25 protein-coding genes and 1 other RNA gene are annotated in these 23,257 nt (G+C 52.8%); 15 read left to right on the top strand and 11 right to left on the bottom strand.

Annotated elements, in window-relative coordinates:
- Window positions 1-98 precede the first annotated feature (98 nt).
- Window positions 99-932, top strand: coding sequence for a DUF92 domain-containing protein (locus tag FHS18_RS01325; protein ID WP_183596112.1), 834 nt, complete (start codon window positions 99-101; stop codon window positions 930-932).
- Between the two features lie 63 nt (window positions 933-995).
- Here FHS18_RS01325 and pepF read toward each other — a convergent pair whose 3' ends face one another.
- The 3 genes from pepF to FHS18_RS01310 form a co-directional block, all read right to left on the bottom strand.
- On the bottom strand, window positions 996-2,786 hold the full coding sequence (pepF, locus tag FHS18_RS01320; protein ID WP_183596110.1) for an oligoendopeptidase F: 1,791 nt from the start codon (window positions 2,784-2,786) through the stop codon (window positions 996-998).
- Between the two features lie 175 nt (window positions 2,787-2,961).
- Window positions 2,962-3,141, bottom strand: a complete 180-nt coding sequence (locus FHS18_RS01315) for a hypothetical protein (RefSeq protein WP_183596108.1) — start codon at window positions 3,139-3,141, stop codon at window positions 2,962-2,964.
- A gap of 187 nt (window positions 3,142-3,328) precedes the next feature.
- The gene (locus FHS18_RS01310) at window positions 3,329-3,562 is read right to left on the bottom strand and encodes a hypothetical protein (protein WP_183596106.1); all 234 of its coding nucleotides are present in this window, start codon (window positions 3,560-3,562) and stop codon (window positions 3,329-3,331) included.
- 224 nt (window positions 3,563-3,786) lie between these two features.
- Here FHS18_RS01310 and FHS18_RS01305 point away from each other — a divergent pair, with 224 nt between their 5' ends.
- Both FHS18_RS01305 and FHS18_RS01300 read left to right on the top strand, forming a co-directional pair.
- Window positions 3,787-4,485: a class I SAM-dependent methyltransferase gene (locus FHS18_RS01305; RefSeq protein WP_246427397.1), complete on the top strand. Its 699-nt coding sequence runs from the start codon at window positions 3,787-3,789 to the stop codon at window positions 4,483-4,485.
- Between the two features lie 80 nt (window positions 4,486-4,565).
- Complete coding sequence (locus FHS18_RS01300) at window positions 4,566-4,763, top strand: cold shock domain-containing protein (RefSeq protein WP_183596103.1); 198 nt, start codon at window positions 4,566-4,568, stop codon at window positions 4,761-4,763.
- A 109-nt stretch (window positions 4,764-4,872) separates the two neighbouring features.
- Here the strand turns inward: FHS18_RS01300 and FHS18_RS01295 are convergent, their stop codons facing one another.
- Window positions 4,873-6,102 carry an MFS transporter gene (locus FHS18_RS01295; RefSeq protein WP_183596101.1) on the bottom strand — a complete coding sequence of 410 codons (1,230 nt, stop codon included), beginning with the start codon at window positions 6,100-6,102 and terminating at the stop codon, window positions 4,873-4,875.
- A gap of 294 nt (window positions 6,103-6,396) precedes the next feature.
- On the opposite strand from FHS18_RS01295, the gene FHS18_RS01290 reads away from it, so the two are divergent.
- The 4 genes from FHS18_RS01290 (at window position 6,397) to FHS18_RS01275 (ending at window position 9,128) form a co-directional block, all read left to right on the top strand.
- Window positions 6,397-6,711 carry a hypothetical protein gene (locus FHS18_RS01290; RefSeq protein ID WP_183596099.1) on the top strand — a complete coding sequence of 105 codons (315 nt, stop codon included), beginning with the start codon at window positions 6,397-6,399 and terminating at the stop codon, window positions 6,709-6,711.
- Between the two features lie 26 nt (window positions 6,712-6,737).
- On the top strand, window positions 6,738-7,817 hold the full coding sequence (locus tag FHS18_RS01285) for a tetraprenyl-beta-curcumene synthase family protein (protein WP_183596097.1): 1,080 nt from the start codon (window positions 6,738-6,740) through the stop codon (window positions 7,815-7,817).
- A gap of 38 nt (window positions 7,818-7,855) precedes the next feature.
- On the top strand, window positions 7,856-8,824 hold the full coding sequence (gene pfkA, locus FHS18_RS01280) for a 6-phosphofructokinase (protein ID WP_183596095.1): 969 nt from the start codon (window positions 7,856-7,858) through the stop codon (window positions 8,822-8,824).
- An 85-nt stretch (window positions 8,825-8,909) separates the two neighbouring features.
- Window positions 8,910-9,128, top strand: a complete 219-nt coding sequence (locus FHS18_RS01275) for a DUF3906 family protein (protein WP_183596093.1) — start codon at window positions 8,910-8,912, stop codon at window positions 9,126-9,128.
- Here the strand turns inward: FHS18_RS01275 and FHS18_RS01270 are convergent.
- The 3 genes from FHS18_RS01270 to FHS18_RS01260 all read right to left on the bottom strand — a co-directional run bounded on the left by FHS18_RS01270 (window position 9,125) and on the right by FHS18_RS01260 (window position 11,831).
- On the bottom strand, window positions 9,125-10,342 hold the full coding sequence (locus tag FHS18_RS01270) for a putative glycoside hydrolase (RefSeq protein ID WP_183596091.1): 1,218 nt from the start codon (window positions 10,340-10,342) through the stop codon (window positions 9,125-9,127). The genes FHS18_RS01275 and FHS18_RS01270 overlap by 4 nt on opposite strands.
- Before the next feature lie 285 nt (window positions 10,343-10,627).
- Window positions 10,628-10,822, bottom strand: a complete 195-nt coding sequence (locus FHS18_RS01265) for a hypothetical protein (RefSeq protein ID WP_183596090.1) — start codon at window positions 10,820-10,822, stop codon at window positions 10,628-10,630.
- Between the two features lie 166 nt (window positions 10,823-10,988).
- Complete coding sequence (locus FHS18_RS01260; RefSeq protein WP_183596088.1) at window positions 10,989-11,831, bottom strand: YitT family protein; 843 nt, start codon at window positions 11,829-11,831, stop codon at window positions 10,989-10,991.
- A 196-nt stretch (window positions 11,832-12,027) separates the two neighbouring features.
- Here FHS18_RS01260 and cshA point away from each other — a divergent pair, with 196 nt between their 5' ends.
- Window positions 12,028-13,638: a degradosome RNA helicase CshA gene (gene cshA / locus FHS18_RS01255; protein WP_183596086.1), complete on the top strand. Its 1,611-nt coding sequence runs from the start codon at window positions 12,028-12,030 to the stop codon at window positions 13,636-13,638.
- A gap of 107 nt (window positions 13,639-13,745) precedes the next feature.
- On the opposite strand, the gene FHS18_RS01250 is transcribed toward cshA, so the two are convergent.
- Window positions 13,746-13,853, bottom strand: coding sequence for a dihydroorotate dehydrogenase (locus FHS18_RS01250; protein WP_183596084.1), 108 nt, complete (start codon window positions 13,851-13,853; stop codon window positions 13,746-13,748).
- 251 nt (window positions 13,854-14,104) lie between these two features.
- Window positions 14,105-14,212, bottom strand: coding sequence for a YjcZ family sporulation protein (locus FHS18_RS01245; protein ID WP_183596081.1), 108 nt, complete (start codon window positions 14,210-14,212; stop codon window positions 14,105-14,107).
- A 239-nt stretch (window positions 14,213-14,451) separates the two neighbouring features.
- On the opposite strand from FHS18_RS01245, the gene FHS18_RS01240 reads away from it, so the two are divergent.
- The 3 genes from FHS18_RS01240 (at window position 14,452) to FHS18_RS01230 (ending at window position 15,999) form a co-directional block, all read left to right on the top strand.
- A complete protein-coding gene (locus FHS18_RS01240) occupies window positions 14,452-15,273 on the top strand; it encodes a YesL family protein (RefSeq protein ID WP_183596079.1) in 822 nt (273 codons plus the stop codon).
- A gap of 51 nt (window positions 15,274-15,324) precedes the next feature.
- Window positions 15,325-15,509, top strand: a non-coding RNA gene (ssrS, locus tag FHS18_RS01235) — 6S RNA.
- 97 nt (window positions 15,510-15,606) lie between these two features.
- Window positions 15,607-15,999 carry a DUF1499 domain-containing protein gene (locus tag FHS18_RS01230; protein ID WP_183596077.1) on the top strand — a complete coding sequence of 131 codons (393 nt, stop codon included), beginning with the start codon at window positions 15,607-15,609 and terminating at the stop codon, window positions 15,997-15,999.
- Between the two features lie 171 nt (window positions 16,000-16,170).
- Here FHS18_RS01230 and tpx read toward each other — a convergent pair whose 3' ends face one another.
- A complete protein-coding gene (tpx, locus tag FHS18_RS01225) occupies window positions 16,171-16,689 on the bottom strand; it encodes a thiol peroxidase (protein WP_183596075.1) in 519 nt (172 codons plus the stop codon).
- 95 nt (window positions 16,690-16,784) lie between these two features.
- Here tpx and FHS18_RS01220 point away from each other — a divergent pair, with 95 nt between their 5' ends.
- From FHS18_RS01220 to FHS18_RS01210, 3 genes are all read left to right on the top strand, one after another.
- Window positions 16,785-17,390 carry a rhomboid family intramembrane serine protease gene (locus tag FHS18_RS01220; protein WP_183597294.1) on the top strand — a complete coding sequence of 202 codons (606 nt, stop codon included), beginning with the start codon at window positions 16,785-16,787 and terminating at the stop codon, window positions 17,388-17,390.
- 42 nt (window positions 17,391-17,432) lie between these two features.
- The gene (gene gltC / locus FHS18_RS01215) at window positions 17,433-18,332 is read left to right on the top strand and encodes a glutamate biosynthesis transcriptional regulator GltC (protein WP_183596073.1); all 900 of its coding nucleotides are present in this window, start codon (window positions 17,433-17,435) and stop codon (window positions 18,330-18,332) included.
- 167 nt (window positions 18,333-18,499) lie between these two features.
- Window positions 18,500-20,344, top strand: a complete 1,845-nt coding sequence (locus FHS18_RS01210; RefSeq protein WP_183596071.1) for a peptidoglycan D,D-transpeptidase FtsI family protein — start codon at window positions 18,500-18,502, stop codon at window positions 20,342-20,344.
- Window positions 20,345-20,461: 117 nt separating this feature from the next.
- On the opposite strand, the gene FHS18_RS01205 is transcribed toward FHS18_RS01210, so the two are convergent.
- Window positions 20,462-21,589, bottom strand: coding sequence for an AI-2E family transporter (locus FHS18_RS01205; RefSeq protein ID WP_183596069.1), 1,128 nt, complete (start codon window positions 21,587-21,589; stop codon window positions 20,462-20,464).
- A 205-nt stretch (window positions 21,590-21,794) separates the two neighbouring features.
- Between FHS18_RS01205 and FHS18_RS01200 the strand changes: the two genes are divergently transcribed.
- Window positions 21,795-23,213, top strand: coding sequence for a polysaccharide deacetylase family protein (locus tag FHS18_RS01200; RefSeq protein WP_183596067.1), 1,419 nt, complete (start codon window positions 21,795-21,797; stop codon window positions 23,211-23,213).
- The last annotated feature ends 44 nt before the right edge of the window (window positions 23,214-23,257 follow it).

Genomic DNA, 23,257 nt, shown 5'->3' with positions numbered 1-23,257 from the left:
ATGAAGCGCATAATTCCTTTTATAAAGTCGGATTTTGTCGGAATTTCAGATTCCTTCGTTATACGTCTTATGCGGAAGGAAAAGAAAGAGGTGGATGGATGGTCGGCTATATCGAGGAATGGTGGCTGCGGATACTGATTGGGCTTGCAGGCAGCGCCATTATCGCCGGGTTGGCGTGGAAGCTTCGCTCGTTGTCTGGATCAGGCGCGGTGTCGGCGATCATCATGGGGACAGGGTTCATTGCATTGGGCGGTCCGCAATGGTTCGCCGGGTTAATCGCATTCTTCGTCTCCTCGACGCTGTGGTCCAAGTGGAAGAAACGCCATCGCGCCAAGCAGTCCGCCGAAGCGAACTATGCCAAAGGCGGCCGAAGAGACGCAGCTCAAGTGTGGGCAAACGGGGGCCTTGGCCTCTTGCTCTGCGCAGGCCATGCGATCTGGCCGGACGAAGGTTGGCTATTTGCCTTCGCTGGCGTGATGGGGGCAGTGAACGCGGATACTTGGGCTACGGAGATCGGTGCGCTAAGTCGGTCGGCCCCAAGGTCTATCCTGACCGGTGCGGTCGTAACGCCGGGCACAAGCGGCGGCGTTTCCTTGCTTGGCAGCGCGGCAGCTGCCGCAGGGGCCAGCTTCATCGGGATCATACTCGTAGTGACCGGCTATGCGGGGGTGGAGCAAGCGACTCCCTGGGCATTATTCGCCGCCGCCGCGTTCGGGGGAACGGTTGGCGCATTCGCGGATTCGCTGATAGGCGCTACCGTGCAGGCGATGTACCGTTGCGGCGAATGCGGCGCTAGGACGGAGCGGGCCGTACATTGCGGGAAGCCGGCCAAGCTGGTACAGGGATGGAGTTTCATGACCAATGACATGGTCAATCTGCTCTCCTCGGCTGCGGCCGGATTGTTGGCTTACGGGCTAAGCATCCTGATCTAATTAAAAATAGCCTTACGAAGCGGATTCCGCATCGTAAGGCTATTGTCGTTCTTAGACAAGGGCTTACTTCGTCAGCTCTTCCATCTGCTTGATCAGATCCTCGAACACGCTCATCGCTTGCTCGATCGGCGCAGGCGTCGACATATCAACGCCGGCTTTCTGCAGAATGTTAATCGAGAAGTCGCTGCCGCCGCTCTTCAGGAAGCCGAGGTAGCGGTCGACGGCAGGAGCGCCTTCGTCCAGGATTTGCTTGGCGAAGCTGGTTGCCGCCGAGAAGCCGGTCGCGTATTTGTACACGTAGAAGCTGGTGTAGAAGTGAGGGATACGCGCCCACTCCATCTCGATATCTTTGTCCACGACCATACCCGGGCCGTAATACTGCACGTTCAGATCATAGTAGATTTTGCTGAGGTCTTGCGGCGTCAACGACTCGCCGGCCTCTGTCTTCTCATGAATGATCTTCTCGAATTCCGCGAACATCGTCTGACGGAAGACCGTCGTACGGAACTGGTCGGCATAGTAAGTGAGCAGATACATTTTTTCCTTCGCATCGGTCGACTTGTTCAGCAGATAATCCATCAGCAGCGCTTCGTTCAGCGTCGAGGCGACTTCGGCCAGGAAGATCGTGTACTGCGCGTCGCGGTAATCCTGATTGTTGTCCGAATAGTAGCTGTGCAGCGCATGGCCCATCTCGTGCGTCAGCGTGAACATGCTGTTCAGGTTGTCCTTGTGGTTGAGCAGCACGTAAGGATGCGTGCCGTAAGCTCCCCAGCTGTATGCGCCATTGCGTTTGCCTTCGTTCTCGTAGACGTCGATCCAGCCGTTGTCGAAGCCTTGCTGGAGCACGTTCAGATAGTCCTCGCCGAGCGGCTTCAAGCTTTCATAGACGGTTTTCTTCGCGTCTTCATACGCAATGTCCATCTTATACTCTTCGACAAGCGGCGCGAACAGGTCGTACATATGAAGCTCATCGACCTTCAGCAGCTTCTTGCGCAGCTCCATGTAACGGTGCATGAGCGGGAGGTGCTGATGAATCGTATTGATCAAGTTCGTGTACACGCTCTTCGGAATATTGTCGCCATAGAGGGACATCTCCAGCACGGACGGGTACTTGCGGGCACGCGAATAGAAAACATTCTTCGTCACGTTCGCGTTCAGCGTCGAAGCAATCGTGTTCTTCAGCTTGCCATAGGTGTCGTACATCGCCTTGAACGCGGCTGCGCGCACCTCACGGTTCTTGCTCTCGAGGAACTGTATGTATCTTCCTTGCGTCAGCTCGATCTCTTCGCCGTTCTCGTCTTTCACCTTCGGGAACTTCAGGTCGGCGTTGTTCAGCATGCTATAGATCGTGTTCGGCGCTTGGCTGACGTTGCCTACCTGCGCGAGCAGCTGCTCCTCGGCTTTAGACAGAATATGCGCTTTCTGGCGGCGCATCTCTTCGAGCGTTTGGCGGTATTTGGCCAGATCCGGATTCGCGATGAAGGCGTCCAGTTCGGCATCGGCGAGGCTCAGCACTTCTGGCGTTACATAAGATAGCGCTTCGCCGGTCTCGACCGACAGTTTCTTGGATTTATCCGAGAGCGCCTGGTATGTCGGCTCTGCCGTGTCCTCGTGATGCTTCATGTTCGCGTACACATAGAGGCGCTCCACATGAAGGGACAGCTCATCTTCCAGCTCGAAGCAAGCCTTCAGCTGATTCGGATCGGCGAGTTTTCCTTCGAACGCGGCGACCTTCTTCATCAAATCTTTGGCGAGCGCATATTCCTTGTCCCATGCGGACTGGTCAGCGAACAGGTCCTCCAGCTTCCAGCGGTGCTCAGGTGCGGTTTCGGAACGTTTAGGTACGTTGTTCATCGGAATCCTCCTCGGTTGATCTATTGGCAATGAGGCCGCTGCTGCTGCTGAATGGGGCGGTGTAACCGGCGCGGCGCCAGGCAGCAGAGACAGGGATAAAACAAGGGGCAGCCATTTCACTGGAATCACGCTCCAATTCACGGTTTGCCCCTAGTTTGACCCGCCTGCGGCTTCATTATGACCCCATTGTTGCCAAGCTATAAACAATTAGGAAAAAAGCAAATACGATAAAGGCAATGGACGAGAGGGCCAATCCTCTGCGAAGTCCGGGCGGGATATTATTCTTTTGCATAATGACGATGCCGCCCAAGCAGAAGGCAGCAATAATGAAAATAATCGATGCTGTCGTGTCCACGTCAGATGTTTCTCCCCTTCGCCCAACCTATGCAGGTGATATAGTACTTATGTTCGCCAGGGAGGGGTATTTTTCCTTTTTGTTCAAATATAAGAATTTATAAGCTGCACGTTTATAAATCATCTTCTATTTCTCCGGAATGAAACGCGCTGCGCCATCAAAGACGGCGATAGCCGTTTCACCTTGCTTAGACTTCTTTGAAGCGGGCAAAAATCTCCTCGCGCTCTTCCTCGCGTCCGACGAAGTCCTCTGCGCGGAAACGGTTCTCCGCCCAGTGCATCATCTGCGGACGGCTGACGAAGGTATGGCACTCCTCGCCCCATTGATCGGAGATTTCTCTGGCGATCAGCGTCTTGCCTTGAATTTCGACGGACAGCATATTATATTTGTCGGTCTTGTAAATTTGAACTTTTTTGAACATGTGAAGTCCTCCAATGAGCATGGTTATCCTATCATAATAGCCATTATAGAGGGTAGAAATCAAATAAGTTACATGTTAATATATGGGAACCGCTATAGATACTAGCTTAACATCTGAATTAGAGAGGGATGAAATGCGGTATTCGGGCGGTTCATGGGGCTTATGAGGCATGATAGCCCTACAGTTGAGAAGAGTGAGATGAGACGAGAAGAGGAGAGATGAGCATGAAAGACGTTTACGAGCAGATCGGCGTGGCTATGACCTGCCGGAGCTACGAAGAGTATGTTCGCATGTTCGATTTGACAGAGGAGCAACTCGGGCAAGGCGAAGTGCTGGACATCGCCGGCGGCGGTTCTTCGTTCACCGCTGCGCTGCACCGCAAAGGGTTGCAAGGCATTGCGGTCGATCCGCGTTATAAGCCCGGGATCGATCAATGGATCGCGGAAGCTTCATTAGAGATCGAGACTTCAACGGCCAAGCTCGGCCGGCTTAAGGATAAATTCGATTGGACGTATTACGGCAATATCGAGAACCATCGGGCATCGCGCGAGCGGTCCCTGCAATTGTTTGCTGATGATCTCAACTCAGCAGATGCCGACAGACGATATATCGAAGGGGCACTGCCTCAGCTGCCTTTTGCGGACAATCGCTTCCAGACCATCGTGTGCAGCCACTTCTTATTCCTCTATGCCGACCAGTTCGGCCTTGATTTTCATTTGCAGGCGATCGCGGAGATGGTGCGTGTCTGCGCTCCGGGCGGCACGATAAAAATTTATCCGTTATTATCGCTGCAATGGGTGCCGTATCCGCACTTGCCGCATATAGTGAAGGAAGCCAGCAGGTATGGAGGAACAACAGAGCTGTACCCGTCCCGATTGCCCTTTATTCCAGGGTCGGATCAGGGATTACAGATTAAGCTTTGACTGATATTCTTTACCAGTTAGGTGCATATTTGATTCATTCGCCAGCACATGCGGCGAGCTTAATCTAGGAGGTTGTTGAAGTGAAAGGAACAGTAAAGTGGTTTAACGCAGAGAAGGGTTATGGCTTTATTCAAGTGGAGAACGGCGACGACGTATTCGTGCATTACTCCGCAATCCAAGGCGAAGGCTTCAAGACTTTGGAGGAAGGTCAGTCGGTCCAGTTCGATATTACGCAAGGCAACCGCGGACCTCAAGCAGCTAACGTAACGAAGCTGTAGGTGTCCTCGCTAACCATAGCAGGTTCTCGGCCCCCAACTTCTTCGGTTGGGGGCCGCTTATCGTTTAAAAGCACGAAGACGCCCGAAGGCGTCTTGGATCGTATGGCGGTTACTTCAGCACCCGGTTGCTTCGCACATGTTGAATGAAGAAGCCGGCCGCGGCAATCAAGGCAAGCGTCATCGCCAGCTGGAAGAAGCTATCCTTGCCGAAGGCTTCGTAGATGCTGCCGCCGACCGTGCCCGAGATGACGCCGGCGACTCCCGTCCAGACCACCGCATAGAGCGCTTGGCCGGATGAGCGGTACTCATCGGGAATGATTGAAGTGATGTACCTGAGCGCGGTGGCAAAATAGATCCCGAAGGAGACGCTGTGCATCGCCTGAACCGGAATGAGCCACTCCGGGGAATCGATGACGCTGACCAGCCAGAAACGCAGCGCGTACATCAGGCTGGCTATGACGAGCAGCGGCAATTCCTTGAACTTGTGCCCGTATTTGCCGAGCAGGAACAGGATCGGAATCTCGCTCACGGCGGACATGAGCCACGCGAGGCCGACAAGGGAGTCGCTTGCCCCCATCTGGCGCATCGTGACAGCCAGGAAGCCTTCATACATGCGATGGGAGATCGAGACGATGAGTATGATGACAAAGAACGAGATAATCTGGGGTTTGCGGATCAGCTGATAGAACCCGCCGAACTCCATTTTTCTTAGCGACCCTTGATAGTCCTTTAACGTAAAGGAAAAGGCCAGTGTAATTCCGATCGTACAGAGCGCCAGTATTAGCGTCGTATCTGTTCCCGTTTCCTTCAGCAGCAAGCCGAATCCATAGGCCGATAAGGCGAAACCGAGCGAGCCGAAGATGCGGACGAGGGAATAAGGTGTCCCCGTATGCTGGCTGGAGAGCAGAATCAAGCTGTCCGTCAGCGGATTCATCGGCGTTTGGAAGAAGTAGAATGCGATCATAATGAAGCATACGCTAAGGAAAGCAGGGCTCGGGAAGAGCAGGGCGATCATGAGGAGCTGTCCGATCAGCAGAATCGGGAACAGCTTCTTGAGCGTATGGTACTTGTCGCTGACAAGACCCATGATCAGGTTCGCGAAGATCGAGATGAACGGTCCGGTCGAATAGAGCACGCCAATCTGGCCGGTACTGAAGCCTTGGTCCAGAAAATAGAGCGGCAAATAGGAAACGACGACTGCCTGCGTCATATAGACCGAGAAGGAAAACGAGCGGAGCAGATTAATCTCTTTGGCATAAGATTGCTTTGCCGGTGCGGCGGAAGCAGGCGCGGTGTGCGTGATCTTGCCTGCTTCCTGTGCGGGTTCACTTGAGTCCATAGGCTAACCTCCACTTTCATAGCGCTTGAGCACGTTCCCGTACTGGAGAACAGACATATAACGGCCGAATGTTGACAGATTGTAAATCAGTATAGCACGAGGAATATGTTTAAATATAGGAATTAATACAGTTTCACGGTTACCAATCATCCTCTATTTCTCCGGAATGAAACGCGCTGCGCCATCAAAGACGGCGTAAGCCGTTTACAAGATTAGAGGAATTCCGACAGAGAAGCATTTCGACTGGATTATTGCGAGATGAAATGGTACATTAATGCTTGGAGGGTTAAGGACGTGAATCGTGTTTTCATATTTAATGAGAGGCTCGGTCTGAACCTCCCCCAGCTGGACGCGAATTGGGAGGATTATAGCGATGAGGAGCAGGCTTCCATCGTGGAGCAATGGGAAATCATCCGCGGCCGAATCCCGGATCTGGTCATCCGTTTCGAGCACCAGATTAACGTGTTGCAGATCCAGATGAATGAAGAAGACGATTTCGACAAGACCTGCACGCTTAACTCGAATATTGCCGATCTGGCCAGCCGGATCAACGACTTGCATATCTGGTACCGGATCAATCAAGAGCTTGAGGGCAAACGCCATTCGTAACACCAGCATCAAGGAGGGAGCTCATCATGAGACTGTCATTGCGACCTGTGCAGGTTCCGCGAACGCCTTTGAAGCTGATGTACCGTGTCTATCGGTTCGTGCTGCCGGAAGTGCGTACGGAATTGAATCGATTGCGGCAGCTCGCCGAAGCTATTCCCGATGATGAATTGCGGACCCAGGCGCTCGCGAGCATGAACAGCAAGGAATTCCATTGCCAGGGCGGAGGCGTCTATGCGGCAGCCAATCTGTCGCAGCGGCACATTCTCATCCCGCTCATCGTGGCGCTTCAGACGATCAGCGATTACTTGGATAATTTATGCGACCGCAGCACGTCGCAGAATGAAGCCGATTTCCATCTGCTGCATCAGTCGATGCTCGATGCCGTTGACCCCATCGCGCCGGTCAAAGATTACTATGCGTGCCGGTCCGAACGCGAGGATGGCGGATATTTGCAAGAGCTCGTACAGACGTGCCAGCGAGCCGTAGCGAAGCTTCCAGGCTACCGCCCGGTACAACCTTACGTACAGGAACTCGTCAGTCTCTATCGGGACCTTCAAGTGTACAAGCATATTCGTAGAGATCTCCGCGAGCCGTCGCTGCTCGCTTGGTGGAACCAGCATCGCTCCCGATACGCGCACTTGCAATGGAATGAGTTCGCAGCCGCCACCGGTTCAACGCTCGGCATGTTCATGCTATTTCTGGCAGCGACGGATCCCAAGCTGACGGATGTGCAGGCACGAGGTATTAGAGACGCTTATTTCCCGCATGTCTGCGGCTTACATATCATGCTCGACTATCTGATCGACCAGGAAGAGGATCGGATCGGCGGCGACTTAAATTTCTGCAACTACTATCAGAGCCAGCGGGAGCTGACAGAGCGACTGGGCCTAATGATGGAGAACGCCCGCAAGGATGTTCGCAAACTGCCGAATTGGCGGTTTCATCGCATGATTATCGAAGGTTTGCTGGCGCTTTATTTGTCCGACCCGAAGGTAAGGGATCAGCAAGATGTGCGCAGCATCTCGCGCCGGCTGATGCGGCGAAGCCCGCTAACGCGGTTGTTCTTCTGGGGCAACAGCATCTGGATTCGTATGCAACAATCTTAATATAGATAACTTATTGTCATCTTGAGGAGTGGAAGAGTATGTCATCCGTAAAATCTATTGCAGTTCTTACAAGCGGCGGCGATTCGCAAGGTATGAACGCGGCTGTCAGAGCAGTCGTAAGAAGCGCGCTGTATCACGGTCTAGAAGTGTACGGCGTTCAGCGCGGCTATCAAGGCCTGCTGAATAACGATCTCCGCCAGATGGATCTGCGCAGCGTTGGTGATATCATTCAACGCGGCGGCACGATTCTGCAGACAGCGCGCTGTAAGGAGTTTCTGACGCCGGAAGGCCAGCAGAGAGGCGCAGACGTGCTGCGCGAGCGCGGCATCGACGGTCTTGTTGTTATCGGCGGCGACGGTTCTTACCAAGGCGCCAATAAGCTGAGCAAGCTCGGCATTAAGACGATGGGGTTGCCGGGCACGATCGATAACGATATTCCGTTCACCGACTACACGATCGGCTTCGATACGGCTGTATCGATCGTTGTGGATGCGATCAACAAGCTTCGCGATACGATGACTTCGCACGAGCGTTCCTCGGTCGTTGAAGTTATGGGCCGCCATTGCGGCGACATCGCCCTCTATGCCGGACTTGCGAGCGGCGCTGAGACGATTCTTGTTCCGGAAGTGCCGTTCGACCTGGACCATGTCGCACGACGTATGCAGGAGAACTTCCAATCCGGCAAACGCCACAGTATCATTCTCGTGGCCGAAGGCGTCTGCAGCGGCGAAGAGATCGCGCAAGGCATTACGCAGCGCAACGGCATCGAGCCGCGCGTTACGGTACTTGGCCATATTCAACGCGGCGGCAGCCCGACGCACAATGACCGGATTCTGGCAAGCCAACTTGGCGACTTTGCCGTTCGCAGTCTGATGGAAGGCGAGTCTGGCAAAGGATGCGGTATCATCAACGGGGAGCTCGTGCTGACGGATATTGATAAAGTCGTTCATACGAAGAAGCCGTTCAATATGGATATGTATAACCTCGCAAGCCGGTTGTCCCAATAAGAGAAGAAGCAAAGAGCCTTATGCCGGGCCGGTGATATTCACCGTCGCCTACGCGCATAAGGCTCTTCTTATATAGAAGGAAAGGATGAGAACGATGTTCCTGTACAAGATCGAAATAGAGTTAGAAGACCAGATAGCCTATCTTATTCTGCTCGCAGCGGATGACGTCCAAGCTTTCGAGTTCATGGAAAGCCATGTGGCACGCCATTACGTAAAGGCGCCGATTATCAAGTCGGCTGCTATCGTGGAGAAGAAACGTCCCGAAGTCGGGATAGGTTACTTCATTGAAGCAAGCATGAGTTAGTAAATAACGCCCGGCGTATACTTGTTGCCTGCATTCCATAGTAAGTATTCGTCTACGCCGCTGTCATGGAGCGCTTTGATCTGGGCTTCCACTTGCGGCTTGCCGTATTTGATGTAATGTCCTTTACCGAGCCAGCTAGCGGTGAAGTCCTGGATCCACGGACGAATGACGGGCTTGAAGGAGCCGATCGGGTCCAGTTTCTTATGGGTGTCCGCGATGGCGCCCTTAATCGTTGCATAGGGGCTCATATCGGGTTCTTTTACGCCGAACCAGCCTGTGCTGTAATGGCTCGGATAGATCATCGGGCTAATGACGTCGACCTGCTTGGAGATCTTGACGAAGTCTTGCCCGATGCCCTCGGCAGCAGGAACGGAGGCGGCATAGCCGAAAATATCGACGGATACGCGGACGCCAAGAGGCTCAAGTTGTTCCTTAGCGTATTTGACGAATCCGGCTACCGTGTCGACGCGGCTTTCGCCCGTTTGGTGAAACCTCAGATCGGCAGCCTTCTTCTCGAAGCCTTCCGGGAATCGGACATAGTCGAACTGAATTTCCTTGAACCCGAGCTTCACGGCTTCTTTGGCGACGGCGATGTTATAGTCCCATACTTCCTTCATATAGGGGTTGACGAAGCTGTCCTTCTTGCCGTTCTGCCAGACCGTGCCGTCTTGCTTGGTGAAGCTGAGCTCGGGATAGCTGCCCGCAAGCACCGTATCCTTGAACACGACGACGCGAGCGATCGGATAAACGTCATGTGCTTCTAACTTGCTCATGAGCGCATCCATATCGCGAATATACTTCTGTGGCTTACCGAACTTCAGCAGCTCGGGATTCTGCGTGGGGTACGTGATATAGCCGTAATCGTCCTTCACATCGATGACCATGGCATTGAGATCGGTATCGTCAAGCAGTTGCAGCAGCGTCTCCATTCGGGAGCCGCCTGCGCTGTGAGCGGTGACATAGACTCCCTTCACTGGAGGAGCGTCCGGCTGCGGATCTTGCTTAATGAAGTTCCCGGTCTTCGAAGGTTGCGAAGGCGAGGTTGTTTCCGACGTGTTGGCGTCCTGACCGCCGGGTCCCGCGACTTCCGTCCCCGTAGTTGCCGAAGCATAGGCGGTCTGAACCAGCTTCTGGACCGAAGCGGTCTGTGCGCCTGATCCGTCGCCGCCGAGCAATTGATAGAGCAGCAGCAATGTCATGAAGATCGTTTCCATTCCTGTCATCTCCCCGTTTGCCAATCGTGCACTCACCTAAGAGTATAGAGCAGAATCCAAGGCCGGCACAGAGGTAAAGTTGAAAAATATTAACCGCCTACTATTAACATGAAAACGCTCTGGCAGTAGGAGATAGACGAGCTGAACCGCTGACGCCGTCGTCGATGAGGGTGTGCGTTTCATACGGAGTGCAATATGGGGAAAAAGAAAGGGGTACCTATCTCTCATAGGACAAAAAAGAACGGAAACGCCATAGCGTCTCCGTTCTTGTATGCGAAACTTAAGTTATTGCAGCAACATCTCTCTTTGGTGCTCGCAAATACTATGCTGTACGATCTCCATCGCGTCTTCCGGCTCGAGAATTCCCAGTCCGTCTCGCAGCACAATATTCAAATTGAGCTCGCGCTGCGTGAGAAAAGGGATCAGCTCCGGTGCAAGCTTCTCCACGATCCGCGACAGTTTAACTGTTTCCATATCCATGAAGCATCACCCTTTCATCACGAAATGTAGGGTAAAACGTATGGCATGAAACCTGTATACTACGCCGATGGATTTATTATATCAGCAGCAAACAGAAAAACCTAGGGTCAGGCTTGAAATTCCATGAATGCCGGGTAAGGCGCTGCTGTACACTAACGTTGTACTGCTAAGTTGTCGGCTCACGGTCCGTTCTGCGGAAGTCTCCCATGATTCCGACCGTTTCTACAATGTTGACGAATGCTTTCGGATCGGTCTTCGCGATAATTCGCCGTAATTCAGCGAGCTCGTAGCGCGTAGTAACCGTCATGAGCATGTCGCGATTCGTCTGCGTATAAGCGCCGCGGGTCGGAATAATGGTAACGCCGCGATGCAGCGGCATCATGGCCTTGATCATCTCTTCCGGTTCGTTCGTAACGATGTAGGCGGTAATCTTGATTTGACGAATATGAATGAGATCAATGATTTTACCGGTTGTGAAAATCGATACAAGCGAGTACAGGGCGATGTCCCAGTCGCCGGTCATGACGCCAAGTGAAGCAATGATCGCGCCATTAAGGATGAAGATTAACATGCCTAGCGATACGTCCCGCCTCCGTGAAACAATGGCGGCGACGATGTCGAATCCGCCAGTGGAGGCGCCGGCGCGCAGCGAAATTCCACTGCCAAAGCCTACGGCAATACCGCCGAAGACCGAACCGAGCAGCAGATCGTCTACAATGGGCTTCACAGGGATAAACTGAAGGGCGAGCGTCGTGACGAAGACAGAGAACACGCTCCAGCCGACGAAACGCATGCCTAGCTCCTTCCAGCCCCATACCAATATGGGAATATTAAGAACGAAGTACAGCCAGCTGATTTGAAGTCCGGTCGCATAGCTGATAATCATCGTAATACCGGATACGCCGCCGCTAATCATTTGGTGGGGGATGATCATCTGGTTGAATCCGAATGAGATCAGAATCGCGCCCAGAATCATGGCCCCGGCAGTACGTACATGTTGTAATGACATCACCAAAACAGTTCCTCTCAAAATAAGTATGTTTTTGCACCTTATTGTATGACGTTTCGACAATAAACGCCAGATGAAGCGGGTGGACCACAGTAATATTATGCCTCTTTTCCGTTCACTGGTATTCGTGATGTTGAGTGTGCTATAATAAACTGTATATTTTCTGTGGATACAGATTAAAGGAGTTTGAGAAAGTTTGAAAACATTTGCTGAATTCGGCTTGGAACCAAAAGTGTTGCAGGCTATTACGGAGCTGGGGTTTGAAGAAGCTACCCCAATCCAAACGAAGTCCATTCCAATTGCGCTCACCGGCAGCGATTTAATCGGTCAAGCTCAGACAGGAACGGGCAAGACGGCTGCCTTCTCTATACCGCTTATCAACAAGATTCCAGTTACTGAAGATCGTATCGTTGCTTTGATCATGACGCCAACGCGCGAACTCGCGATTCAGGTTTCTGAGGAGATCGGCAAGCTTACACGTTACAAAGGTCTTCGTTCCCTGCCAATCTACGGCGGCCAAGAGATCGGCCGTCAGATTCGCTCCCTGAAGAAGCGCCCTCAGATCATCATCGGCACGCCTGGTCGTCTTCTTGACCACATCAACCGTAAAACGATCAAGCTTGATGACGTAAACACGGTTGTCTTGGACGAAGCGGACGAAATGCTCGACATGGGCTTCATGGAAGACATTACGTCGATCTTGTCACTGGTTCCGGCAGAACGCCAAACCATGCTGTTCTCGGCAACTATGCCTCCGAACATCCAACGTCTGGCAGCTCAGTTCCAAAAGAACCCTGAGCATGTGTCGGTTATCCCTAAGCAAGTCAGCGCGCCGCTGATCGACCAAGCGTACATCGAAGTTCACGAACGCCAGAAGTTCGATGCGCTGAGCCGCTTGCTTGATATGGAATCGCCTGAGCTTGCGATCATCTTCGGACGCACGAAGCGTCGTGTCGATGAGCTGAGCGAAGCGCTCCAAAAGCGCGGATACTCCGCTGACGGCCTGCATGGCGACCTGTCCCAGAATCAACGTGACGCTGTTATGCGTAAGTTCCGCGACGGCAGCATCGATGTACTCGTAGCGACCGACGTTGCTGCGCGCGGTCTGGACGTTTCGGGCGTAACGCACGTTATCAACTTCGACCTTCCGCAAGATCCTGAGAGCTATGTACACCGTATCGGCCGTACAGGCCGCGCAGGTAAGGAAGGTACGGCTTGGTCGTTCGTAACGCCGCGCGAGATCGACCATCTGCACTTTATCGAGAAAGTAACGCGCCACAAAATTCCGAAGAAGCCGCTGCCAAGCATTGCAGAAGCTATCGAGGGCAAACAACGCGTTACGGCTGAACGCATTCTTGAATTCGTTCAAGAAGAATCGATCAATGAATACAAAGGCATCGCGATTCAACTGCTTGAGCAGTACGACTCCGTTAATCTGCTTGCTGCAGCGATCAAATTGATCACGGGCGAGAAGAAGAACGTCGAGATCGAACTGACGCCAGAAGATCCGATCCGTGCGAAAAAACGCAGACCAGATGTGCGTTCCAATGGACGTCGCTTCTCGGGCGGTCCTTTCGGCGGCGGATCCCGCAGCGGCAACGGCCCACGTGGACGTTCCGAAGGCGGACGCAGCGGCGATAGCCGTGGCGGATACGGCGGCGGCAGCAGCAGCAACCGTGGTGGTTACAGCGGTGGCAGCAGCAGCAATAGCAGCAACCGTGGCGGCTACAACAGCAACCGCGATGGACAAGGCGGAGGCCGCAGCACAAGCGGCGAGTACCGTCCACGTCCTCGTCAAGAGCAATAACATAAAACCGGGGCATTCCGCCTGCCGAATCGTTCGGCAGGCGGATGCCCCGGTTTTTTTTTATGCGTCAATTGGTTGTGCGATCGCTGTCTCGTTGAAAGTCGGGATTAGTACAGGACGCCTTTGGAGACGATAACCAGCAAGATGAAGAGTACCAAGATCAATCCTGCACTGGAGAAACCTGTACCTACGCCGCCGCCGTATACGTTGCTCATGTGTTTTTTCCTCCTCTAGTTGTCTAAGTTGTCATGGTCATGCTATTCGCTGTCGTTCTTACGTCCTAGTACAAGAAACCGCGTGTTACGATTACGAGCAGGATGAAGAGAACCAGGATGAAACTTGCGGAATAGAAACCGCCCATACCGCCGTAGCCGCCACCGTATACGTTACTCATATGAAAATGCCTCCTTAGAATTTTAATTTTGTGGGGTTGAATCGATCTATGCGGTGCTGCCTAGGGGAGCTATTAGTACAGGATGCCGCGAGATACGATCACAAGAAGGATAAAGAGAACAAGAATCAGGGCTGCCGAGGAGAAACCGCCGCCGTAACCGCCACAACCTACATTGCTCATGTGGTGAAGCCTCCTTAGAAAGTGGTTTGTTTGGGGAGTACACTATATCTATATGCGGATAGGTCGACATCGCTAAGGCAATCGCCCAATGCAGGACAAAATGGGCGCTAGCGTAGATGGATAACCTACTTTATAATAGAGATATCTCAGGATGTAATCGCTTTAAGAAAGATGGAACAAAAGGTTAGCGCTTTCGTACTACTGACAAAAGCAGTCAAAGCTTAGGAGGACAGGCAATCATGGAAATGAAAGGCATGATGGGCGGGCTTTACAAAATATCCGAATGGATTATGAGGCTTTCGGTAACAAACATCTTGTGGATGATTTGTTCCTTGCCGTTTATGTTTCTGGTATTCACGCATTTTATCGCGATTGCCACGGGGAACGTAGCGGAAGACCAAGTAGCTGACTTCATGAAGCAGGGATTCATTCTTGCTGGCATTGTAGCTCCATTTACGCTCTTCCCGGCAACGGCTGCGATGTTCGGCGTCGCGCGTAAATGGGTCATGGGTGAAGTGGATGCTCCGCTATTGAAGACATTCTTCCGCAACTATAAGGACAGCTATTTGCAAAGCATGATTGCAGGCATTATTTATGTCATCCTGTTTGCGGTCATGATTGTCGATTTCCAAGTCTACGGCGGTGAGCTGACGCAGCTCCAATTTGTGTCCTACTTATTTATTGCGCTGCTTGTGTTGCTCGGGGTATCGCTATTTAACTTCTTCTCGATGGTCGTGCATTACCATATGAAGACGTTCCAGCTGATCAAGAATGCGCTGCTGATCACGATCGGCCGTCCGCTGCGTTCGCTCTCGACTGCCATCATGTGCGGTTTTGTTATCTATATTAGTTTGAGCAGCACCAAATTGATGTTCCTCATTCCGTTCTTCACGGGCAGCATCGTCGCGGCGATTGCGTTCTGGAACTTCTACGCCATCTACCAGAAGCTGCAGATGCAAGCGGAGAAGGCAGCAGAGGCTGAAGCCGAGGAAGCACGCAAGGAAGCGGAAGAGATCGGTCTGCCGCTCGACAACAATCAGGAACAAATTGGCAGGAAATAATTGACATCTGACTCAAGTTTACTTTTACAGATGAAGCGGCTATAATAGCAATACATCCTGCTGAGCACGTTACGGCTTATCTATTGTTTTGAACCAATGGCTGTTTCACGGGAGTTCTAATCGAGGCGAGGCTGACACGCCCTTTACGGAAGGGATCTCAAATACGCTTCTGCGGACACCCACCTGCGAGAGCGGGTTCAGAAACAAACAAGTCGGACGGCTTCGGCGGGATCAACTAATCAAGAGAAGGGGGACAATCCCCCTTTTTTTTATGTTCGCATTTATGCTATCATATGGGTTAGCGTACATAGTCGTCGGAGGGGGAGATCATCTTTGTTGAAGCGAACCCTAATGGGGTTGCTGCGCAGTCATGAACTGACTGGCGATAAGGCAAAAGATCCGTTGCTGAAATCCCATTATTACAAGCTATCGAAAGATAGGGCTTGGGAAGAGATTGTCTCTACCTTGAAGAAGATGCAGGGCTACAAGATCTTGCATGAAGTGGAGTCCGTCGGGGAGATCGTCCTTGAGAAGCGGACCGTTACGGGCCGTACGATGGACATTACGGTTTCGGTCATTTCGGTTAATCCCGTCAATTCAGCAGTCGACATTTATTCCGCTTCCCGTGGTTCCTTCGGGGATCTGGGCGCGAACTACCGGGTCATTCTTGATATCTATCGTACATTGGATAAGAAGCTGGCTGCCTACAAAACATCAGGCGCTTAGAGCACAAGAAAAGCGAGGAGGGGAACCCTCTCTCGCTTTTTACATGTTTGACAGCTGATTGGCTTGCGTTCAGGTATTCGGAACGCAGCATTCAGCTACAGCTGATTGGCTTCCGGCTAACAAATAGCGGAGCATTCATCTGTTACTTCTTCGCGCAATGAACGTATGTAGTTACACGAGTGCTTTTACAGCGGCTAGTGCTTGCTCATAGTTCGGGTGCTCGGTCATCTCGCTGAGCACTTCCACATATTGAATCGTGTCGTTGGCGTCGATGACGAAGATCGCGCGCATGTCGAGACGAAGTTCTTTGATCAGAACGCCATAGGCTTCGCCGAAGCTGTTGTCCTTGTAATCGGAGAGCAGGGTAACTTTGTCCACGCCTGCAGCGCCGCACCAGCGAGCTTGTGCCATTGGCAGGTCAACGCTGACGGTCAGGATTGCGACATTATCGCCAAGGTTTGCTGCCTCTTCATTGAAGCGGCGGGTTTGCGCGTCGCAAACGCCGGTGTCGATCGAAGGAACGACGCTGATCAGCTTCGCTTTGCCAGCGAAATCTTTCAGGGAAACGACGTCAACGAGCGATTTGTTCAATTGGAAGTCTGGCGCTTGGTCGCCTTGTTTAAGCTCAGGGCCGAGCAGGGTGATCGGATTGCCTTTAAGCGTTGCAACGCCTGTACGTTCTTGTGCCATGTAAGAATTGCCTCCTTCAAAGTGTGGTCAATACCCTGTTTATTATAATCGTAATGAAATAAGCTTGTCCAATACCTGCCAAAGGAGCGGATATGATGATTTTCTTAAGGTATGAAAGCTTCCGGTCGTATTTGCGTCTCTATCCGGTGACGGCGATCATCATCGCGATCAATCTCGCGGTGTTCCTGTACGATTGGATCAGCGGTAGCAATACGCTCCTGTATCACGGCGCGTTTATCGTCGACCCGCCGAGCGATCCATATGGCCTGACGGAGCCTTGGCGGTACGTGACGGCGGTGTTCCTGCATGCAGGTTTCGATCACATCTTGTTCAATATGTTCGCCGTCCTTGTCTTTGCCCCGCCGCTCGAGCGAATGCTGGGGAAGGCGCGCTACGCGGTGTTCTTCTTGTTCTGCGGCGTGATGGGCAATGCGGTCAGCGCGATGTTCGCGGACGATGTGCTCATCAGCGTAGGGGCCTCTGGCGCGATCTACGGCTTGTACGGCGCCTATCTATATTTGGCAACGATGAAGAAAACGCTTGACGAAGGGTCGAAGAAAACGGTATACAGTATATTGGCGTTCGGCGTTATTTACTCCCTATTAGTGCCAGGCATTAATATGTGGGCGCATTTTGGCGGCGCGATCGCAGGTTTTCTATATGCATTATGGTATGACCGTATGTTGCTCAAGCGCAGTTAAGCAGCTGCTGTGCTTTGCGAGGATGAAAGAAGAGGGGACTTCATGGAACTGCGCCAACTATATTATTTTGTGAAAGTAGCGAGAAAAGAGCATGTGACGCAAGCGGCGGAGGAGCTTCATGTCGCGCAGTCGGCGGTCAGCCGGCAAATTCATCAGCTCGAGGAAGAGCTAGGGGCCAAGCTGTTCCTGCAGAAAGGACGCAATCTGCAGTTGACGCCTGTAGGACAGCTGTTCCTGAAGCGTGCGGAGGTAATACTGGCTGACCTCGAGCGCGCGGTGATGGACGTGCATGAGTTTCTCAATCCCGAGAAGGGCGAGATCCGACTCGGGTTCCCGCACAGTCTGGGCATCTCGCTCATCCCGGAAGTCGTCGCTGCCTTCCGCAAGAAGCATCCGAACGTGAAGTTCCGCTTCAAGCAAGGCATGTATCCTTCGCTCATTCGCGATGTGGTGAAAGGCGAGGTTGACCTCGCCTTCGTCTCGCCTTTTCCCGAGGAACACGACCATGTCAGCGGGCAAATGGTGTTGACCGAGGAGCTGTATGCGATTTTGCCACAGAACCACCGTCTCGCAGGCGAAGAATCGATTGACTTGCAGGAGCTGAAAGACGAAACGTTCGTCCTATTCAGCCCAGGCTATTCGCTTCGGCCGATCGTGTGGGATGCGTGCAAGGAAGCGGGCTTCACGCCGAATATCGGCTTCGAAGGGGAAGAAACAGATACGATCCGCGGTCTGGTCGCCGCCGGAATGGGGGTCAGCCTGTTGCCGGAGATGGCGCTCTATGCCGTAGGGCCGCTGCAGCCGGCCAAAGTACGCGTACGTTCCCCTCGCGTTACGCGTACGATCGGTCTGATCTATCGTTCGAATGAGAAGCTGCCGCTCGTAGCGACCGTATTCCAACGATTCTTGCTCGATTACTTTGGCTGCAAAATGTCCAAATAAATCGCATTCATAGCGCCTTCTTGCAAACCCTCATGGTATTGGCCGTGAGGGTTTTGTCGTGCTGCCATTCCATCTGCTAAGGATTGAAAAGAAAACCGGTAGGTGATAATGACTACTGACGGGGAAGCGCACAAGAAGTATGCAGCTAGGACGGTGGATCCGAAGAGATGATGAAGGGCAATGGACTGCGCGGCAAACGAAATACCCGAATTTTTGTGATGGCCCTATGTATGAGCGGCATTATGCTCCTGCTCATCGGCCGAATGGCCTGGCTTCAGATGATGCCGGCCAGCGCGGTAACCATGCATTCCGCAGCCAATTGGGGGAATGTGGTGAAGCAGCGCGAACGGACGCTTGTGCTCGATACCGGCCGAGGCGATTTCTACGACCGCAATGGCGCGGCTTTGACCGGAGAATCATATACCGCGTTGGCTGTCTTTCCGCTGTCCACCGCGGCGAGAGAAAAGAAGAAAGGGGAGCTGGCGAGGTTGGCCGAGCTGCTGGGCGTACAGGAGTCGGAGTTGAAAAGTTGGATGAACGGCTTGAAGGAGCCGAAGTACTGGTCTGGCTTGTCTGCTGCCGATAAATCGCCTGCGAAGCTTTCTTCTGCGCAAAAAAATGCGATCGCAACGCTTCATCTGGATGGCGTCAGACTGCTGCCTTTTCGGAACCGCTATGCTTCGTCTTTCCTGGCGCGTCATGCACTTGGCTATATTAGCCAGCATCCTGAGTTTATCCGAGCGCATTATGCGGACCAATTGCAGAATTCGGCCATGCTGCTAAACGAGCAGCTTGGCGGCATGGGGCTCGAGCGCTCCTTGGACAAGCTGTTGCACGGTACGGGCATGACGACGGTTTCCTATTTTACGGACGGCTCCAATCGACCGCTTCCAGGGCTTGATATGCGCGTAACCAGTCCCAGCAACCCCTATTATCCGCTGCGTGTTATGACGACGCTCGACAGTGCCATTCAAGAGCAGATCGAGCGGGTTGTCGATCAGCGGGGATTGAAGGAGGGGGCTGTTGTTGTGCTCGATGCAAAGAACGGGGACATCGTGTCTATGGTCTCGCGGCCCAATCTAGCCCCGCTTGATCTGGGCAACCCCGGATCGGATCTGGCTAACCATGCCATTCGGGCCGCGACGCCGGGCTCGATCTTCAAGTTGGTGACCGAGGCGGCAGCGCTGGAAGCTGGCGTCACGCAGGCGTCGGAGCATTTTACGTGCAACGGGAATTACGGTCGCTATGGGCTCCATTGCTGGAAGAAAGGCGGCCATGGCGAACTATCGCTGCAGCAGGCGCTGTCCCAGTCATGCAACATTGCTTTTGCCACGATTGCGGAGCGTCTGACAGCCCCTCAGCTTCTTCTGACGGCGGACAAGCTGGGAATTGGACGCCAGGTTGGATGGCAAAGCAGGAAGCCGTTCGCCCCGCTCGGCGAGCGTCTGAGGCTCCTTCAAGAGGAAGAAGCGGGCATGGTGTTCACCGCAACGCCAACCCGTCATGATGGGGGACAACTGGCTCAGACAGGCATCGGGCAACGGGATGTCCGGTTGTCGCCGCTGCAAGCCGCTAATCTGATGCTCACCTTGCTCCATGACGGCCAAGTGCTGCAGCCGCGAATCGTACGCGAGATCGAATACGCGAACGGCCAGGTGTTGGCCAAGCTGCCGGTGCAGTCAGCTTCATCCGCGTATGGCCGGATCAAACCGAGTACCGTGCAGACGCTGCTCGCCGGAATGGAGGAGGTCGTCCGCAGCGGAACAGGGCGTGCGATCCGTCACGGACAATGGGAAGTGGCTGGCAAATCAGGCACTGCGCAGACCGTTAAGAACGGTAGGGAACGGAATAATCAATGGTTCGCTGGATATGGCCCTGTCTCCTCGCCGCGTTATGTCGTCTGCGTATTAGCCGAGAATCGGAAGCCTGATACCGCGAATGCCGCGACGGCATTGTTCAGAGGGGTTATGGATGTGCTTGCGAAAGCGGATCGAGCTGAGGCTAGCGGTTGAAGAAAGAACGATTGAAGCACAATAAAGGCGATTCCGATCATCACGGCATTCCTGGTAATACGACCAGAGATGCAGATGGATGACTGGAATCGCCTTCGTTCATTAAGACTTATTTAATTAGACGTCCACGTCCGTGCTTCGTTCTTCTGTCGTCGCAGGGACGTTATCGTATTCCCCGCGCGGCGCACGAATCCAACGGTGGAAGTAGCGTTGATCGGACAGCGCTTTGATGAGGATCATCAGGATCGGGGAGAGGATCGCGCCTGCAATCCCGAAGAGCGACAGCGACACGATCATGAACGCCAGCATCGTGAAGGCGGACACGCCAAGCGTATCGCCCGTGATCTTAGGCTCCAGAATCTGTCTGGTCAGTACGACGACAAGGAACAGAACCGTGAGCCAGATCGCCAGCGTTGTTTTGCCGACAATGATTAAGTAGATGATCCATGGGATGAACACCGTGCCGACTCCAAGCAGCGGCAGAACGTCGAATATGGCGGATAATACAGAGATGGAGAAAGCATTGTCCACGCCAAGCGCGAGCAGGGCGGCGAAGATCACGATGAAGGTAATCGATATAAGCTTCATCTGCGACTTGAGGTAAATGCTGATTCCGGAGAACACATTGTCCTTCAGGAAGAAGAAGGCGGTCTTGAATGTTCGAGGCGTCTTCTCGCCGGCAAGCTTCTTCCAATCCATTATCTCAACGCTCAAGAAGTAGGCCAGAATAATGCCGACCGCGAAATTGAAGATAAAGGTGGAGACTGACGTTAAGTAGAACCCCATCGACATCAGGAAGGACTTGGCTACCGTCGCCCCCCAGGCCGTGACGGAATCCAGCGCGCTCTCGGCATTGCTCAGCACGTCCGGGAGCCAGACGAAACGTTCGTTCAGCATCGCCAAATTACTGGAGAACTGCTCGGTCAAGATATTCTGGTAATCATCCAGCTTGTTCACGAGCCCGGTAATTTGATTGACGACGATAAACGAAGCGCCGACGAACGCCCCCACGATGACGAGGGTGAAGACAAGGATGGCAATGCCGGAAGAGATCGACTTCTTCAGCCCGAGCTTCGTCAGCCAGCGGGCCATGGGCTCAATGCACATGAAGATCAGGAATGAGAGGAAGATCGGTGTCGCGATTCGGTACAGATAACTGAACGTAAGAAGAATAAGATATACGGTTAGAACGATCAGTGCGATATCGAATGCCGTGCGCCAATATTTCCGGTAAAAGGAAAGCATCTTTTAACCCCTTTGCTCGTATGCTCTTACTACTATTACCAAGATTGTACTATAGAATGAGGTCAAATCCTATCGCAATTGCTTACTGTGGAAATCGTAATCCATAGCCGTTTTTGTCACGTGTATGTTACAATGAGAAAGGCGCAACAAGAGCACCGCCTTCCATACGGACAGGGGAACGAATTTAGGATGGTGGGAAACGGACATGGAGAACATATTGCTATGGATGTTTTATTTTTTGACGTTTTACGCGTTCTTGCCAGGGTTAATAAGCCGAACGTTCGGATTTCGAGTTTTTAAGCGGGGGAAAGCAGAGAAGGAGATTGCGTTAACTTTCGACGATGGTCCCGATCCTGTCTACACGCCTCAATTATTGGATCTACTCAAGCGATACAACGCGAAAGCAACGTTCTTCGTGGTCGGCATTCATGCAGAGAAGCATCCTGAACTGCTGCAGCGGATGCATGCGGAAGGGCATAAGATCGGCATTCATAATTACGTCCACAAGTCGAATTGGCTGATGCGGCCGTCAACGGTGAAGAAACAGATTCATATGACATCGGACATTATCGAGAAAGCGACCGGACAGCGCACCAATTTTTATCGTCCGCCATGGGGAATCGTCAATCTGTTCGATTTTGCCAAGCATGGGGATCTGCAGATCATTCTGTGGTCGTCGTTATTCAGCGACTGGCGCAAGCGCGTCGGCGTCCCGCGACTGACGAAGCGGATGATGAAGAAGCTGAAACCGGGCGAGGTGCTGCTGCTGCACGATTGCGGGGCAACGCCAGGCGCGGATGAAGATGCTCCGGCCAATATGCTGCAGGCGCTCGAAATGTATATGGAAGAAGGCGTGAAGCGAGGATACCAGTTCGTCCACATCTCGGAGATGATGACCATAACGGATCGAACGAAGGAAGCGAACTATAAACCGGGTTTACTGAAACGAATGATTGTCGGCGCTTGGCTGGCGTGGGAGAAGGTGTTCCATGTCCTGTTCAAGCTTGAGTCGTGTGGACCGGATTCGATCTTCCATATCCGCGTGACCAAGTATCATGGCCGTGATTTGGCGCTCGACAACGGACGTACGCTTCATGACAAGGATGATGTGATCGAGCTTCATCTGGACAATGGGAAGCTGCACCGGCTTATGAAGGAATCGAAGTCGCTAATGCATCTGGCGATCCGGATGATCCGCGAAGTCGAGCAGACGATGCCGCGCTTGGCTGCGCTAATTGCAGGTCGTGAAGAATACAAGGACGCGCGCGCAGTGTATGGCATCAGCATGATTAACCGCGGTGTCGAGAAATTCGGGTTCAACGTATCGGATTTACCGAAAGGGTTATTCGACCGAATGACCCGCGTATACTTGCGCCTTATGTTGCGCGTATTGAATCCGGCGGGCAAATCGCGTCTTAAAGATCATCGCGAGAAGATGAAACCGCGTATCATGGCGATGTCGATCGAGGACTTCTGGCAGCGTTATGGCACCGGTGATATGATGGATACAGCATGGAAAGCTTCTGCGGCCGGCCTCGAGGATAGCCGGGCAGATGGAACGAATGAACAAACGTCATTATCCCATACCGAATATGAAGGAGCTGCTAGGGGCTTTACGCCCTAGCGGCTTTTTTTGTTAATTCGGAGTCTGAATCCAGCAACACTGCT

Source organism: Paenibacillus phyllosphaerae, assembly GCF_014192105.1.
GTDB lineage: Bacteria > Bacillota > Bacilli > Paenibacillales > Paenibacillaceae > Paenibacillus_Z > Paenibacillus_Z phyllosphaerae.
Note: the sequence above shows the minus strand (reverse complement) of the source record. Positions and strands in the feature narration are given on the sequence as shown.